14 protein-coding genes are annotated in these 15,944 nt (G+C 64.1%); 7 read left to right on the top strand and 7 right to left on the bottom strand.

Annotated features, from left to right (window positions below):
- Positions 1-182: 182 nt before the first annotated feature.
- The gene (locus ACHWUQ_RS14915; RefSeq protein ID WP_239810888.1) at positions 183-740 is read left to right on the top strand and encodes an HNH endonuclease; all 558 of its coding nucleotides are present in this window, start codon (positions 183-185) and stop codon (positions 738-740) included.
- Between the two features lie 82 nt (positions 741-822).
- Here the strand turns inward: ACHWUQ_RS14915 and ACHWUQ_RS14910 are convergent, their stop codons facing one another.
- A complete protein-coding gene (locus ACHWUQ_RS14910; protein ID WP_394681596.1) occupies positions 823-2,142 on the bottom strand; it encodes a methyltransferase domain-containing protein in 1,320 nt (439 codons plus the stop codon).
- Between the two features lie 120 nt (positions 2,143-2,262).
- Here ACHWUQ_RS14910 and purN point away from each other — a divergent pair, with 120 nt between their 5' ends.
- Positions 2,263-2,844, top strand: a complete 582-nt coding sequence (gene purN, locus ACHWUQ_RS14905) for a phosphoribosylglycinamide formyltransferase (RefSeq protein WP_369460532.1) — start codon at positions 2,263-2,265, stop codon at positions 2,842-2,844.
- A gap of 16 nt (positions 2,845-2,860) precedes the next feature.
- Here the strand turns inward: purN and ACHWUQ_RS14900 are convergent, their stop codons facing one another.
- Positions 2,861-3,106: a DUF1653 domain-containing protein gene (locus ACHWUQ_RS14900; RefSeq protein ID WP_312529598.1), complete on the bottom strand. Its 246-nt coding sequence runs from the start codon at positions 3,104-3,106 to the stop codon at positions 2,861-2,863.
- Between the two features lie 84 nt (positions 3,107-3,190).
- Between ACHWUQ_RS14900 and ACHWUQ_RS14895 the strand changes: the two genes are divergently transcribed.
- Both ACHWUQ_RS14895 and ACHWUQ_RS14890 read left to right on the top strand, forming a co-directional pair.
- Positions 3,191-5,152: a hypothetical protein gene (locus tag ACHWUQ_RS14895; RefSeq protein ID WP_394681595.1), complete on the top strand. Its 1,962-nt coding sequence runs from the start codon at positions 3,191-3,193 to the stop codon at positions 5,150-5,152.
- A 58-nt stretch (positions 5,153-5,210) separates the two neighbouring features.
- Positions 5,211-6,482 carry an RsmB/NOP family class I SAM-dependent RNA methyltransferase gene (locus tag ACHWUQ_RS14890; protein ID WP_394681594.1) on the top strand — a complete coding sequence of 424 codons (1,272 nt, stop codon included), beginning with the start codon at positions 5,211-5,213 and terminating at the stop codon, positions 6,480-6,482.
- Between the two features lies 1 nt (position 6,483).
- On the opposite strand, the gene ACHWUQ_RS14885 is transcribed toward ACHWUQ_RS14890, so the two are convergent.
- A complete protein-coding gene (locus ACHWUQ_RS14885) occupies positions 6,484-6,873 on the bottom strand; it encodes a hypothetical protein (protein WP_313335255.1) in 390 nt (129 codons plus the stop codon).
- 303 nt (positions 6,874-7,176) lie between these two features.
- Here ACHWUQ_RS14885 and ACHWUQ_RS14880 point away from each other — a divergent pair, with 303 nt between their 5' ends.
- Positions 7,177-8,664 carry a PLP-dependent aminotransferase family protein gene (locus ACHWUQ_RS14880; RefSeq protein ID WP_394681640.1) on the top strand — a complete coding sequence of 496 codons (1,488 nt, stop codon included), beginning with the start codon at positions 7,177-7,179 and terminating at the stop codon, positions 8,662-8,664.
- A gap of 86 nt (positions 8,665-8,750) precedes the next feature.
- Here the strand turns inward: ACHWUQ_RS14880 and rpmG are convergent, their stop codons facing one another.
- From rpmG to trxB, 3 genes are all read right to left on the bottom strand, one after another.
- Complete coding sequence (gene rpmG / locus ACHWUQ_RS14875; RefSeq protein WP_021026858.1) at positions 8,751-8,921, bottom strand: 50S ribosomal protein L33; 171 nt, start codon at positions 8,919-8,921, stop codon at positions 8,751-8,753.
- Positions 8,922-8,932: 11 nt separating this feature from the next.
- Complete coding sequence (gene rpmB, locus ACHWUQ_RS14870; RefSeq protein WP_021026859.1) at positions 8,933-9,166, bottom strand: 50S ribosomal protein L28; 234 nt, start codon at positions 9,164-9,166, stop codon at positions 8,933-8,935.
- Positions 9,167-9,429: 263 nt separating this feature from the next.
- Positions 9,430-10,383 (bottom strand): thioredoxin-disulfide reductase, encoded by a 954-nt coding sequence (trxB, locus tag ACHWUQ_RS14865; RefSeq protein ID WP_312529604.1) that lies wholly within the window; start codon positions 10,381-10,383, stop codon positions 9,430-9,432.
- A gap of 511 nt (positions 10,384-10,894) precedes the next feature.
- Between trxB and ACHWUQ_RS14860 the strand changes: the two genes are divergently transcribed.
- Together ACHWUQ_RS14860 and lolA are read left to right on the top strand one after the other, a co-directional pair.
- Positions 10,895-13,303 (top strand): DNA translocase FtsK, encoded by a 2,409-nt coding sequence (locus ACHWUQ_RS14860; RefSeq protein WP_394681593.1) that lies wholly within the window; start codon positions 10,895-10,897, stop codon positions 13,301-13,303.
- Positions 13,304-13,447: 144 nt separating this feature from the next.
- The gene (gene lolA / locus ACHWUQ_RS14855) at positions 13,448-14,080 is read left to right on the top strand and encodes an outer membrane lipoprotein chaperone LolA (protein WP_239810897.1); all 633 of its coding nucleotides are present in this window, start codon (positions 13,448-13,450) and stop codon (positions 14,078-14,080) included.
- Positions 14,081-14,193: 113 nt separating this feature from the next.
- Here the strand turns inward: lolA and mqo are convergent, their stop codons facing one another.
- Positions 14,194-15,921, bottom strand: a complete 1,728-nt coding sequence (gene mqo, locus ACHWUQ_RS14850) for a malate dehydrogenase (quinone) (protein WP_239810898.1) — start codon at positions 15,919-15,921, stop codon at positions 14,194-14,196.
- Positions 15,922-15,944 lie beyond the last annotated feature (23 nt).

The following is a 15,944-nucleotide window of genomic DNA, read 5'->3' as shown; positions in this document are numbered from 1 at the left end:
CGGCTTGCGCTTTCGATCCGAGCGCTGGTGTGCAATTTCACGATAAAAGTGTATATTGGCCATTATGACTTGGTGCCCGGGTCTGCGTGCGGCATGTGCGTGGGCAGTGGCATTTTTCGTGGCCAGGCGCCGCGCGGGTCAACGGTATTTCGGTTCAATTCCCAATGCGCAGGAGGCCCATTGTGAAGGTGTTGAAGTTATCGGCAAGTGGCGTTCCGCAATCCTGGATCAGTCTGCAGGAGGCGGTGACGCACTACGCAGCAGGCGATGTGCGCTGGGAGGCGGGCTCGAGTGTGGCCTGCTTCCGTGGCGGCCACAACGCCATCACCGGCCTGCAGTCGCGCATCGAGGTCGCCAGCATCATCGGCACACGTGGCAAGCCCGGCATTGACCCCTTTGCGATGCGCATGACGCTCACCAACAGCAAGCTGTTTGGCCGGGACCGCCATATCTGCGCCTACTGCGGCGAGCATTTCGACGAAGAACATCTGACGCGTGAGCACGTGATCCCGGTGTCCCAGAAGGGGCCCGATACCTGGATGAATGTGGTGACGGCCTGCGCCTCGTGCAACCACCACAAGGCTGGCCGCACGCCCGAGCAGGCGCATATGCCGCTGCTCTATGCGCCTTACACGCCCAGCCTCTGGGAGGATTTCATCCTGCGCAACCGGCGCATTCTGACGGACCAGATGGAGTTCCTGATGGCCCATGTGCCCAAGAGTTCGAGGTTGACAGCTTGATGGCACTTCTCGCCATCCCAGTAAAAAGGCCTTGTCGTGCGACAAGGCCTTTTTCTTTGGGCGAGCTTTCAGGAGGCGGCTATCAGGCTTCCTGGGGCTTGTAGGCGGTGACCACAAAGCCGTCCACGACCTGGCCCGCTTCCATGCGCAGTTCGACGTCGCGGGTGTCAACACGGTCAAAGCCGGCCGCCTTGGCCAGGCGCACGGTGCTGCTCAGGGTGTGGGTGTAGCGGCCGAACGGCTGCAGCTGGGTATCAGGCCCGGTGACGTCGCCGTGCTCGCAGGAGAAGATCAGCACGCCGCCAGGGGTCAGCACCCGGTAGGCATCGGCCAGGGTCTGCTGCAGGTCGCCGACATAGATCAGCACGTCCAGCGCGGTGATGGCCTCGAAGGTGTTCGCCGGTGTGGCAGCCAGCGCCTCGAGCAGGTTGACCTGGTGGAACTTGTAGTAGACCTTGTGCTTGGCCGCTTGCTCGAGCATCTTGCCCGACATATCGACGCCCATGATATAGCCATCAATGGCGCCCAGCGACGCACCCAGCAGGCCGGTGCCGCAGCCCAGGTCCAGCAGGTTGAAGCGGCGGTTCGGGTAGATCTGCAGCAGCTGGTCAGCCACCTGCTTGGGCAGGCTGTAGGCCAGGTGGCGCACCATGTGCATGTCATAGACCGAAGCCATGTCATCGAACATGTGGGTGGTCAGCTCGACCGGCACATGTGCGGGCACCTGGCCCTGGGCCAGCTGGTGGTAGTACTGGTAGACCTTGTCGTCGGGCTGCAGGGCGAGCAAGGCTTCGGTATCGGGCAAGGCGTCCTGCATGGTGCCACGCGCTTGCAGCATCTGCACGCGGCCAATGCGTGCCAGGTGGTCGTCCGGCTTTTCATCGATCAGCGGGCCAAACACCGCCAATGCCTCGTCGTACTGGCGCACGGCCCCCAGATCGATGGCCAGATAGCGGCGCAGGATGCGGTCCTCAGGGGTCAGTTCCAGCACGCGGCGCAGGTGGCGGATAGCCATTTCGGTATTGCCCACGCGGTGGGCGATATCGATGACGCCGGCAATCACGCGGGCATTATTGGGCTCCAGCGCAATCACCCGCTCTGCCGCGGCCATGGCCTCGTGCTCGCGGTTGTGGCGGGCATACAGCAGCGCCTGCTCGAGAATGCCGGGCGCCCAGTCAGGAGCAAGCGTCTCGCTGCGCCGCATCGCATCGAATGCGCCTGGGAGGTTGCCCGACTTCTCGGCCATCAGGCCTGCAAGCATGAACAGGCGCGGATCACGCGGGGCGCGATGCCGCGCATCGTTGAGCGTTTGGGCTGCACCGGTGAGATTGCCCACGGAAATCTGGTGGCGGGCGGTTTCGAGGAATTTGCGAATCGGATCGACAGGTGCTTTTGCGCTCATGGAGTAACTGCGGGCGAGCCCGTAAACGTGGCTGTGAATTCAGTAAAGCCTTTGATTATCCGCCATTTGACGGTGCAACGTGTTTCGGGACGTTCTGCGCCCTGCGATAATGCCGCCTCCATGAAAAACATCGTCATCCTGATTTCCGGCAGCGGCTCCAACATGGCGGCCATCGTGCGAACCGCGCAGCAAGAGCGCTGGCAGGAGACCTTGGGAGCGAGGGTGGCGGCGGTCATCAGCAACAAGGCCCAGGCCGGCGGCCTGCAGTTTGCCCAGGCGCAGGGCATTGCCACCGCCGTGGTGGACCACCAGGCCTATGACAGCCGCGAGAGCTTTGACGCGGCACTGGTGCAGTGCATCGACGCCCACGCGCCTTCGCTGGTGGTGCTGGCCGGGTTCATGCGCATTCTGACCCCTGGCTTTGTCTCGCACTACAGCGGCCGGCTCATCAATATCCACCCCTCGCTGCTGCCGGCCTTTGCCGGGCTGCACACCCACCAGCGCGCGATTGATGCGGGTTGCAAATTTGCCGGTTGCTCGGTGCACCAGGTCACCGCCGATCTGGATGCCGGCCCCATCCTGGAGCAGGGCCTGGTGCCCGTGCTGCCGGGTGACACGGCCGAGCTGCTGGCTGCACGGGTGCTGGTGCAGGAGCACCAGATCTACCCCAAGGCCGTGCGCGCGCTGCTGCAGGCGCGCTGAGCGCTGCCCAACACTGTTAAATCGGGTCAGGCGTTTCGGTCTGTGGCGTATAAGCCGCAAACCGGGGCTGGCGCTGGCCGTTCACTTCCACGTCTTCGCTGAACATGGCCGCCGGCCGCACCCACCAGCCGTAATCGCCATACAGGGCCTGGTAGACCACCAGCCATTCGCGTGTCTCGCTGTGCTGCGCCAGTTGCCAGACCTGGTAGAGCCGGCCCTTGTAGTGGCGGTAGAGCCCGGGCGAAATAGCTGGTGCTGGCATAGGGTGCTGTTCCATAATCCGAAAAATAAACAAGCCTAGCAGACCGAATGGCATCGCTGGGCAAGAACTTATTCGGAGGGTGGGGTGGAGCAGATCGATTTTGTGCAGCGGGTCGATGCCTATGTGCAGGCCGCTGCGAACGACCCGGCCAGATTTGACCGCCATGTCCTGGGCATGGCCTTGCTGGCAGGACTGTGGGTGTGGGGCGGTCTGCTGCTGGGCCTGGCCTTGCTGGCCTGGTCAGTACTGTCCTATGTCTACCAGGGCTTTTACGGCCTGCAGATCTTTGGTTTTTTCGCGGGTGTGGCGCTGCTGATCAGTGTGCTGCGCCTGACCCGTTCCGACTGGGTCGACCCCGAGGGCATCGCCGTGCCCGCTGCCGAATGCCCGCGCTTGTTCGAGGCGCTGGAGCGCATCCGCCAGAAGGTGCGCGGCCCGCACATTTCCCAGCTGGTGATCACCGAGGACTACGGCCTGCGCATAGCGCAGCAGATGCGGCTGGGCGGTCTGCTGCCGGCACGCTACCACCTGCTGCTGGGCCTGCCGCTGGCGATGGCGATTGACCGGCCCCGTCTGGTGGCGATGATTGCGCAGGAATACAGCCATCTGCGCCGCCGCCAGGGATGGCTGCAGGCGGCGGTCTACCGCGCCCGCCGCCGCCTGCAAGGCCTGCATGACCGGCTGGCCGATGCGCGCCAGATGACGCGGCTGGGCTGGGCCAATGAACGCTTCATGCGCTGGTATCTACCGCGTTGGTGGGCGGCCAGCTTTGTCGTGGCGCGGCAGGACGAAGCGGTGGCCGACCGCATGGCGGCCCGCTGGGTCAGCAAACCGCTGATGGGCGAGGCGCTGTCCGAAGTGGCGGTGCGCGGGCGCTGGTTCCGCGAGCAGTTCTGGACCATGCACTGGCTGCGCGCGCGCGAACTGGCCTCGCCGATGGGGCCGTTCAGCCTGATGGCGGGCGTGATGAACCACCGCATGGATGTCAACTGGGTCTACCAGGGCTGGAAACAGGAATACCATGCGCCCGCCGGCTACCAGGACACGCCCCCCAGCCTACGCGAGCGGCTGCGGGGCCTCGATGTGCCTCCCGGCCTCACGCCGATGTCCAGCAGCAACTGCCTGGCCTGGCTGGGCAAGCGCTCGGAGCGCTGGATCGAGCTGCTCGACCAGCGCTGGTGTGTACGCCATGGCCATGACTGGCTGGCCTACCGCAAGATCCTGAGCGCTTCGGCCGCACGCGTGGCTGCGCTGATGCCGCGCGAGCCCTACCTCGATGCCGACCAGCTGGTGGAGCTGGGCTGGCAGCTGCAGAGCACGGCCTTGCAGCACCACGATGCCCCCTTGCCCATCTACCAGCGCGCGCTGGAGCTGGAGCCTGCAAATGCCCGCGCGCTGGTCGCCTGCGCCAGCCTGCACATGGGCATGGACTGGGAGGCACAACTGCAGTACCTGGCACAGGCCTTTGCACAGCTGCCGGCCATGGGCGCGGCCTGGTGCCGGCTGGCCATGGGCGTGCTCGATGTGCTCGAAGACGAGGATTTTGACGAGGCCTCGGTGCGCCAGCTGCGCAGCGACTGGCGCGAGCGCGAGGTGCTCGCCCGCACGCAGCTACAGGCCTTGCGCGATGAGCGGCTGGCACACGGCAGTCTGCTGGGCGCGCGCGCCTGCACCACGCTGCCGCATCCGCTGTGGGCCAGCGAGCTGGCTGCGCTGCAAATCCACCTGCACCACTGCCCGCGCTTGCGCCGCGCCTGGCTGCTGGCACGGCCGCTGCGCAGCCTGGCAGGCGCCTATGCGCTGGTGCTGGTACTCGACCGGCCCGGCGTGCACTACCAGGACAACAAGCGCCTGGAGCTGCAGTGGCGCGGCTACCTGGAGCGCGAGCTGCTGCTGTGCAAGCTGATGCCGCTGTGGATCACCCATGTCGATGCGCTGGGTCCTACAGGCCTGCGGCAGCTGGCGGCCATGCCCTGGGGCCTGGTCCATGACCGTGCGGAGCAGCCTGCTGGCGCGCGCAGCGGTGCTGCCCCCATCGGCACCTAGAACAGCTTCTAAGCCGGGCCTGGTGCCCGGATACTGGCGCAATGGGACAATAGCGGCTATGCATCCCAAAGCCCTTTTAGATGCCTGCGCCGAGCTGGTTGCGCAGGCCCTTACTTTTGAACACCCGGCCGACGCCGTGGTGTCGCGTTATTTCCGTGAACACCGCAACCTGGGGCCGCGCGAGCGTGGCACCCTGGCAGAAACGGTGTACACCGTGCTGCGCAAGAAAACGCTGTTTGAATCGTTGGCACGCTCGGGCAGCGGCGCGCGCGAGCGCCGCCTGGCCATTCTGGGCTTTGCCGGCCCGCGCAGCTTTGTCAAAAGCGCGCTCAGCGACCAGGAAGTGCAATGGCTGGATGACTGCGACGCGATTGCGCCGGGCAGCCTCATGCCCCAGCACCGCCACAACCTGCCCGAGTGGCTGGTGGAGCCTTTGCAGGCCCAGGTGGGTGAGCAGTTCGAGCAGCTGGCCGCCAGCATGCTGGAGATGGCACCGCTGGATCTGCGCGCCAATGCCTTGTTGACCAAGCGCAGCGAGCTGCAAAAAGAACTCAAGCAGGCGGGCATCCAGGCCGAGCCCACCCCGTACTCGCCCTGGGGCCTGCGCGTGGCGGACAAGCCTGCGCTGTCGCGCCTGGACGCCTTTGTCAAAGGCCGTGTTGAAGTGCAGGACGAGGGCTCGCAGCTGCTGGCCTTGTTGCTGGATGCCAAGCGCGGCGAGATGGTGACCGACTTCTGCGCCGGCGCTGGCGGCAAGACCCTGGCCATTGGCGCTACGATGCGCAGCACCGGGCGTCTCTATGCCTTTGATGTGTCGGCCCACCGCCTGGAGGCGCTCAAACCGCGCCTGGCCCGCTCGGGCCTGTCCAACGTGCATCCGGCTGCGATTGCGCATGAGCGCGATGAGCGGGTCAAGCGCTTGGCCGGCAAGATGGACCGCGTGCTGGTCGATGCCCCCTGCTCGGGTCTGGGCACCCTGCGCCGCAATCCCGATCTGAAATGGCGCCAGAGCCCCAAGGCGATCGAGGAGCTGACGGCCAAGCAGACCGCCATTCTGGCCAGCAGCGCCCGCATGGTGAAATCCGGCGGCCGCCTGGTCTATGCCACCTGCAGCATCCTGCCCGCTGAGAACGAGGCGATCGCCGAGGCCTTTGCTGCCGCCCACCCGGACTTTGTGCCGCTCGATGCCGGCGAACTGCTGGCAGGCCTGAAGGTCGAGCAAGCCGCCAGCCTGTGCAGCGGCGGCGACAGCGGCAGCCTGTACCTGCGCCTGTGGCCCCATCTGCACCAGACCGATGGTTTCTTTGCCGCCGTCTGGCAACGCAAGTAAGTCAGTCCTTCCAGCCCAGCAGGCCCAGCCAGTCGGCCACACTGCGCCAACCGGCGCGCCAGCCCGCATAGGCCTGCACCTGCACCAGCAATTGGGCGGGCTGCAGGCCTTCTGCCTGCAGCCAGTACCAGCCCGCATGCGCGCCATTGCAGTGCGGGGCGTCTTCCGCCTGCAAGCGCAGTGCGCTGTGCCAGGGCGAGCTGATCTGCAGCTGCCCGGCGCGGCAGTACAGGCTGCTGCCGGCCTCCAGATACAGCCATTGGCCCTGGCCTGCCCGCAAGGCCAGGCTGCTGCTGTGCGTGCAGGGCTGAGCCGGGGCGCTGGTCTGGGCCGGGGTGGTGGCGGTGCCAGGCAGAGCCGTGGCGAGGCGGGCGGTGGTGCTGGTGGTCATTGTTGCGCTTTCCTGGGCGTTTCAGAACAGGGCTCTAGCGTAAAAAAACGCCGCCCAACGCAACAGACACAGTCGCTGCCAGGGTCGGGCAGAACAGCGCAGGCACAAAGCGGCTGTTCTGGTTCAAAATCGCAGTTTCTGTATCTGTTCTGTCAGGGTTGAACCTGAGACCATAGCGCTGCGTAGGGGAATCGGGTCCTGCCACTGCGGTGGCGCACAAGGCATGGACAGGTTTCCGGAACCAGGAGTCCTGCTGTGCCGCTGTTAGAAGAAAGTCTGTGTGAGATCCCCGAAAGCCATGCTGTGGACGCGGCCGGCAGCCCGCCCGCCGACGATGCGTTTCTGTACGAGCGCATCGCAGCGCATTTTGAGCAGGCCATTGCCCAGCAGACCTTGGGCGTAGGCGCACGCATGCCCTCGGTGCGCGATATCCGGCGCCAGCACCACGTAAGCCACAGCACCGCGCTGCAGGTGCTGCGCGTGCTCGAATCGCGCGGGCTGATCGAGGCGCGGCCCCGCGTGGGCTATTTCGTCAGCGATACGGCCTTGCAGATGCCTGCCGCGCGCGAGCCCCAGCAGCTGGGCCCCTTCCCGATGCAGGACCACCGCTTTGAAGGCATCGGCGAGCGCGCGGCCGAGTACCTGAACAAGGCGCGCCTCAAGGGGCCGCTGAAGGTGGACCTGGGCAGCGCGATGCCGGCGCCCGAGCTTTTTGATGCCAAGCTGCTCAACCAGCTGGCCGTGGCCTTGCTGCGCGAGCAACCCCAGATCCTCGTGCACGGGCCTTCTGCGCCGTTCACCCATCCGGATTTTCAGGCCTCGATGGCGCGCTATGCGCTGGGGTTCGGCGTGCGCCTGGCGCCGATGGACATTGCGGCCACCTTTGGCAATTCCGAGGCGGTGAACCTGGCGCTGGATGCGCTGACCCAGCCGGGCGACATGGTGGCGATTGAGTCACCCACCTTCTACGGCATCCTGCAGGCGATCGAAGCCAAGAAGCTGCAGGCGCTGGAGATCCCGTCGAGCCCGCATACCGGCATGTCGATCGAGGCGCTGGAGCTGGCGCTGCGCACCCATCCCAACCTCAAGGCCGTCGTGGTGGTGCCCCACTTGCAGATGCCCCAGGGCGCGACGATGCCCGACAGCCACAAAAAACGCCTGGTGGCCTTGTGCCGCGAGTACCGGGTGGCCCTGATCGAGGACGATATCTACCGCGAATTTGTCGAATCCGACGACGTGCTCAAGCCTTGCAAGGCCTGGGACACCGACGGCTCGGTGATCTATTGCTCCTCGCTGTCCAAAAGCTATGCGCCGGGCCTGCGCCTGGGCTGGATGAATGCCGGGCGCTGGCAGGAGCGCGTGCAGATGATCAAGTTCGCGCGCTCACGCAACCTGCCGGTCTGGCCCCAGCTGCTGGGTGCGCGCACCGTGGGCTCGCCGTCGTACATGCGGCACCTGGTGCGCCTGCGCCAGCAGCTGCGCGTGCAGCGCCAGGCCGCTGCGCAGGCGGTTGCGCGCTATTTCCCGATTGGCACGCGCCTGAGCCTGCCGGCCGGCGGCCTGAGCATCTGGCTGGAGCTGCCCGAGCAAATCTCGTCCAGCCGCCTCTATGACGAGGCGCTGGCCATCGGCATCCGCGTGGCGCCTGGCGACATGTTCAGCAATACCGGTCACTATGACCACTTTCTGCGCCTGAGCTGCGGCATGCCGTTTACCGATGTCGTGGACGAGGCCTACCGAAGCCTGGGGCGCATGATGCATGCGCAGCTGGGCCTGCCGCCCAGGGCCTGATGCGGGACCCAGAAAAACACAAAGGACACCGAGGTGTCCTTTGTGGTGTTTGCATGCCGCCCTATGAATGGCGGCGTACAGGCTGATTACTTCAGCTTCACTTCCTTGTAATCCACATGCTTGCGAGCCTTGGGATCGAACTTCGTGATCAACATCTTTTCAGGCATTGTCTTCTTGTTCTTGGTGGTCGTGTAGAAGTGACCGGTGCCGGCAGTCGATTCCAGCTTGATTTTTTCGCGTCCGCCTTTGGATGCCATGGTGATACTCCTTAAGCTTGGCCACGTGCGCGCAGGTCTGCGAGCACAGAATCAATACCGTTCTTGTCGATCAGACGCAGAGCGGCGCTGGAAACACGCAGGCGAACCCAGCGGTTTTCAGTTTCCACCCAGAAACGGCGATATTGCAGGTTCGGCAGGAACCGGCGCTTGGTTTTGTTGTTGGCGTGGGAAACGTTGTTTCCCACCATGGGCTTCTTGCCCGTTACTTCGCAAACGCGTGCCATCAGGACACTCCGAAAGTTTTAACAGCTGCTTGCCCTGTCTGCCTCGTCAAAGGCAGCGCGGCTTGCAGCCTCACCTCGCCAATCAAAGGGTGGCGGTAGCCCATGTTCACAGCAGGTCTGCCCGCGGTGCAAGACCCTGGATCAACCTGCCGTAGTTTCCTGTTCACGCGCCGGGGATTGCGAAATAGCAAAAGGCGGCAAGCAGCAAAGCCAAGGATTATAGCCCGAAAGCAAAATTCGGGCTATCCCCATCGCTGGTCGGCTTATTCCTGTTCCAGGAAGCGCTGCGCATCGAGCGCGGCCATGCAGCCTGTACCCGCGCTGGTAATGGCTTGGCGGTAGACATGGTCTTGCACGTCGCCGGCAGCAAAGATGCCGGGCACGCTGGTTTGTGTGGCGAAGCCGCCACGGCCCATCTGGGTCACCAGGTAGCCGTTTTCCATCTCCAGCTGGCCTTGGAAGATATCGGTATTGGGGTGGTGGCCAATGGCGATGAAGCAGCCTTGCAGCGCGATGTCTTCGGTGTGGCCGTCTTGCGTGCTCTTGATGCGGATGCCGTTGACGCCCGACTGGTCGCCCAGCACTTCATCGAGGGTGAAGTGGGTCTTGAGCTCGATCTTGCCTTCCTGGACCTTCTCCATCAGCTTGTCGACCAGGATGGGCTCGGCCTTGAACTTGTCGCGGCGGTGCACCAGGGTGACCTTGCTGGCGATGTTGGACAGGTACAGCGCCTCTTCGACGGCCGTGTTGCCACCGCCGATCACACAGACCGGCTGCTCGCGGTAGAAGAAGCCGTCACAGGTGGCGCAGGCCGACACGCCACGGCCCATGAAGGCCTCTTCGGTGGGCAGACCCAGGTACTTGGCCGATGCGCCGGTGGCGATGATCAGGCTGTCGCAGGTGTAGGTGCCGCTGCCGCCGGTCAGTGTGAAGGGGCGCTTGCTGAAATCCACCTTGTCGATGTGGTCGAAGATGATCTGGGTCTTGAAGCGCTCTGCGTGCTCCAGGAAGCGCTGCATCAACGCGGGGCCCTGCACGCCCATCACGTCGGCGGGCCAGTTGTCCACTTCGGTCGTGGTCGTCAACTGGCCGCCCTGGGCCATGCCGGTGATCAGGACGGGGTCGAGGTTGGCGCGTGCCGCATAGATGGCGGCCGTATAGCCCGCAGGGCCCGAGCCCAGAATCAGTACTTTGGCATGTTGGTGGACGGCAGACATAGAACTCCTATCGCATTCATGGGGGCAGATGCAGGGCATCTGCGAATCAATCAAGGGCTGGCGTGTGCGCAGCAAAACATGAAAGAGTATCAAACACTGCGGCCCGCTTGGGGATGGCTTGTGTCAATGCCCTTGATTGTTGCAAGTCATCGCAGGGCCGGCCGTCGGCTGGCACCACCGCCCCGCCTCAATGACAACAATCGTTGCGGCGCGCTGGCGCAAGGGGTGGGATTGTAGGAAGATAGGTAGATTACAAAATGTTGCGTATTGCCGGGTGGCAGGGGTGCGAGGGCCGTACAAGCCCATGCTTCACGCGCATGAGATCGATGTTTTTATTGTGTATTTTTGCCAATCACCAGGCGCTGCAACGGCGCTGGCGGGCGGTGGGCTGCTGCAAGCTGCCCCGCCTTTGCCTGAACCACCGCGTCGCAGCAGGGCATCACCCGGCTCCAGGCGCCTGGTCTGCTATCGAATTTGCAATCCGCTTAGGGTAAGCTCTGGCTCCTAGGTTATGGCTTACTCTTCAAAGAAATCAAAGACACCACCCCATGCTGGCCACTCGCTGGTGATGGGGGTTCGCCGTTTTGGGCATGAGCTGGTGCTCATCATCAGTTTTCTGCTGATGGCATTTTGCGTCGCGGCGATGGTCAGCTACTCACCCAAGGATCCGGCCTGGTCCACCTCGGGCACCCAGGTCGCGGGTGACGTCAGCAACTGGATGGGGCGCCTGGGCGCGATGGTGTCTGACGGCGGCTATTTCATGGTCGGCTTTTCGGTCTGGTGGCTGGTGGTCGCCGCCGTGCTCGCCTGGTTCTCTTCGCTGGCGCGCTGGCTGCGCGCGGGCGAGGCTCCCCCCAACGACCCGCGCCCGCTGTGGCTGCGCCGCATTGTGTTCTGGGGTGGCCTGGTGGTGCTGCTGCTGGCCAGCGCGGCGCTGGAGTGGTCGCGTCTCTACCGTTTTGAGCCCATCCTGCCCGGCGCTGCCGGCGGCGTGCTGGGCTTTTTGCTGGGCCCGTTGGCCGAGCGCTGGATGGGTTTTACCGGCTCGGGCATTGTCGGGGTCATGCTGCTGCTGCTGGGCCTGTCCTGGATTCTGGGCTTCTCCTGGGGCCAGATTGCCGAGAAGGTGGGCGCCGGGATCGAGCGCACGTTGCAAAAGCTGATGCTGCGGCGTGAAGCCGCTGCCGACAAGGCTGTCGGCAAGAAGGCAGCGCAGGCGCGTGAGGCCGAGGTCAGCAGCGCAGCCCCCGCGCCGATGGCCTCGCGCATGGATCCGACCGGCGATGGCCTGGACAGCATGCTGCCCGCAGCGCCGCGCAGCGCGGCCGCCGATGCGGGCCTGCACATCGCCCAGCCGCTCAAGCCCCAGGCGCAGCCCAGCGCCCGTGTGGTCAAGGAGCGGCAGAAACCGCTGTTCAACGAACTGCGCGACACCCGTCTGCCGCAGGTGGACCTGCTCGATGCTGCGCCCAAGACGCAGGAGAGCGTCTCCTATGAAACCCTGGAGATGACCAGCCGCCTGATCGAGAAAAAGCTCAAGGACTTTGGCGTCGAGGTGCGTGTGGTCGAGGCCGCGCCCGGCCCGGTGATCACCCGCTACGAGATCGAGCCGGCCACCGGCGTCAAGGGCTCGCAGATCGTCAACCTGGCCAAGGACCTGGCGCGTTCGCTGTCCCTGGTGTCGATCCGCGTGGTCGAGACCATCCCCGGCAAGACCTATATGGCGCTGGAGCTGCCCAATGCCAAGCGCCAGACCATCCGCCTGACCGAAATCCTGGGCTCGCACGAGTACCACGATGCCAAGAGCCTGCTGACCATGGGCCTGGGCAAGGACATCATCGGCAAGCCGGTGGTGGCCGACCTGGCCAAGATGCCGCATGTGCTGGTTGCCGGTACCACCGGTTCGGGCAAGTCGGTGGGTATCAATGCCATGATCCTGTCGCTGCTCTACAAGGCCGAGGCCAAGGATGTGCGGCTGATGATGATCGACCCCAAGATGCTGGAAATGTCGGTCTATGAAGGCATTCCGCACCTGCTGTGCCCGGTGGTGACCGACATGAAGCAGGCCGCCAATGGCCTGAACTGGTGCGTGGCCGAGATGGAGCGCCGCTACAAGCTGATGAGCAAGCTGGGCGTGCGCAACCTGGCGGGCTACAACACCAAGATCGACGAGGCCAAGGCCCGCGAGGAAAGCATCCCCAACCCGTTCAGCCTGACGCCCGAATCGCCCGAACCCTTGCAGCGCCTGCCGCACATCGTCGTGGTGATCGACGAGCTGGCCGACCTGATGATGGTCGTCGGCAAGAAGATCGAAGAGCTGATTGCGCGCCTGGCGCAAAAGGCGCGTGCTGCCGGTATCCACCTGATCCTGGCCACCCAGCGCCCCAGCGTCGATGTGATCACCGGCCTGATCAAGGCCAATATCCCGTCGCGGATCGCGTTCTCGGTGGGATCGAAGATCGACAGCCGCACCATTTTGGACCAGATGGGCGCCGAGGCGCTGCTGGGTATGGGCGACATGCTCTACATGGCCAGCGGCACGGGTTTCCCGGTGCGGGTGCACGGCGCCTTTGTGTCTGACGAGGAAGTGCACCGCGTGGTCAGCTACCTCAAGGAGCAGGGCGAGCCCGACTATATCGACGGCGTGCTCGAAGGCGGCACGGGCGACGGTGATTCGGGCTTCGGCGATGAGGAAGGCGGCGGCAGTGGCGAGAAGGACCCGATGTACGACCAGGCGGTCGAGATCGTGCTCAAGGACCGCAAGGCCAGCATCTCCTACGTGCAGCGCAAGCTGCGCATCGGCTACAACCGCTCGGCCAACCTGCTCGAAGAGATGGAGCGCGCCGGCCTGGTGAGCGCCTTGACCGGCAGCGGCCAGCGCGAAGTGCTGGTCGCCCACCGCCCTGGCGGTGAAGAATAGCGCCATCGCCGGTAAACATTCGCAAAGCCAACGCCTTTGCGGCCAACGGCGGGCACTTGTAGCCCGCTGCGGCACTCCAAACCCCTTGTTGGCCTGAAAAGGCCCATGCATTGGCTTTGTTCGCAAAGCCCGAAAGGATTCACGATGAAGCAATGGATCGCAGCAGCAGCCCTGGTCAGCCTGGCCGGTTGGGCCCAGGCGGATGGCCTGCAAAGCCTGGAAAAGTTCATGACCAGCTCGCAGGCGGGCGAAGCCCAGTTCACGCAGACGGTGACATCGCCTGCCAAGCAGGGCCAGGCAGGGCGCGTCAAGACCTCCAGCGGCAGCTTTGCATTCCAGCGGCCGGGCAAGTTCAAGTTCATCTACCAAAAGCCGTTTGACCAGACCATCGTTGCCGATGGCTCGGTGCTCACTGTCTACGACGCGGACCTGAATCAGGTCACCCAGCGCCAGCAGAGCAAGGCCTTGGGCCAGACGCCTGCCGCGCTGCTGGCGTCCGCTTCAAGCCTGCAGGCGCTCAAGGCCGAATTCGATGTCAGCAGCCTGCCCGAGGCCGATGGCCAGCAATGGGCCCAGGCCATCCCCAAGAACAAGGACGGCCAGATCAAGCAGGTCAAGGTCGGCTTCAAGGGCGATGAACTGCAGACCCTGGAGATCGAGGACGGCTTTGGCCAGCGCTCGGTGCTGCGCTTTGTCGGCTTCAAGGCCTTGCCTTCGCTGCCCGGCGCGACGTTCGAGTTTGCGATTCCTTCTGGCGCGGAAGTGATTCGCCAGTAAGCGGTGCTTCAAGAGCGGTGACCCACCGCGCGGCCATAAAAAAAGGTGTTCACCATCGCGGTGAACACCTTTTTTGCTGGGCGGCCGCCGCAGTAGGCGGCTGCGGCTGTGGCTTACAGTGCCATGTCCGGCACCTTCTTCAGGTCCTTCATGTTTTCATTGGGCTGCACACCGGCTTCGACGCCTTGCAGGCTGGGCGAGGCAATCGCCAGGTTCAGCGCCTGCTCGGTGGCCTGCCATTCCTGCTGCAGCAGCGCAGGGTTCTCGTTGAGCTTGACGCCGTAGCTTGGCACGATCTTGCGGATCTTCTCTTGCCATTCGGCGCTCTTGACCTTCTCGGGGAAAGCCTTTTCCAGCAAGGTCAGCATGATCGCTGGCGAGGTCGAGCCGCCCGGCGAAGCACCCAGCAGCGCGGTCAGCGAACGGTCCTGGGCGACGACCACTTCGGTGCCGAGCTTGAGGATGCCGCCCTTTTCCGGGTCATTCTTGATGATCTGCACCCGCTGGCCGGCTTCCCACAGGCGCCAGTCGGCATCCTTGGCCTCGGGCATGTAATGGCGCAGCGCATCCATCTTCTGCTCCTTGTTCAGGCTCAGCTGCTGGGCCAGGTACTTGACCAGCGCAAACTCGTTGACGCCCACTTGCAGCTGCGGGATCACGTTGGCAAAGGTCGTGGCCTTGGCCAGGTCGAAGTAGGAGCCGTTCTTCAGGAACTTGCTCGACCAGGTCGCGAATGGCCCGAACAGCAGCACGCGCTTGCCGTCCAGCACACGGGTGTCAAGGTGGGGCACGGACATCGGAGGCGAGCCGGTGTCGGCCAGGCCATAGACCTTGGCCAGATGGCGTTCGGTGATCGCCGGGTTCTCGGTGACCAGGAACTCGCCGCCCACCGGGAAACCGCCGTAGACCTTGGACTCGGGGATGCCCGACAGCTGCAGCAGCGGCAGCGCCGCGCCACCGGCGCCGATGAAGATGAAGCGTGCATCCACGGTCTGGATCTTGCTGCCATCCTTCATGTCGAAGGCCGACACGCGCCAGGAGCCATCGCTGTTGCGCGTGATGGAGCGCACTTCCTGGCCCGTGTGGAGCTTGAAATTGGGCTTGGACGAGAGGTTCTTGTAGAACTGGCGCGTGATCTCGCCCAGGTTCACATCGGTGCCCAGCGGCGAGCGCGTGGCCGTTACCACTTCGGCCGGGTCCCGGCCTTCCATCATCAGCGGAATCCATTCCTTGATCTTTTCCGGATCGGTGGACGACTCCATGCCGGTGAACAGCGGCGAGGCTTCCAGGGCCTTGAGGCGCTTTTGGATGAAGGCGCGGTTTTCTTCGCCGAACACCAGGTTCATGTGGGGCGTGGAGTTGATGAACTCGCGGGGATTGCCCAATACGCCGGTACGCACTTGGTGCGACCAGAATTGGCGCGACACCTGGAAGTTTTCATTAATGTTAATGGCAGAGGAAATCTGCACATTGCCATTTTTATCCATCGGTGTGTAATTGAGCTCGCACAGCGCCGAGTGGCCGGTGCCGGCATTATTCCAGCCGTTCGAACTTTCTTCGGCGACCTGGTCGAGGCGCTCGAACAATTCATAGGTCCAGCCGGGTTCCAGCTCCTGCAGATAAACGCCCAAGGTGGCACTCATGATGCCGCCGCCAATCAGCAGTACATCGACTTGGCGGTCTGCTTTTTCTGCACGGTACTGGCTACCGAAGAAATACTGGTAGCCCACGACGCCAGCACCAACGGCCGCCGCCGAGGCGACGAACTTGCGGCGGGTGAAGCCCTTCTTGGGCGCTTTGGCAGCGGAGGCCGCTTGGGGATTTTCTGTTGGATTCGTCATTGCTGAAACTCCACAAATTTTTG

Source organism: uncultured Comamonas sp. (assembly GCF_964277875.1).
In the GTDB taxonomy this organism is placed as follows: Bacteria; Pseudomonadota; Gammaproteobacteria; order Burkholderiales; family Burkholderiaceae_C; genus Comamonas; species Comamonas sediminis.
Note: the sequence above shows the minus strand (reverse complement) of the source record. Positions and strands in the feature narration are given on the sequence as shown.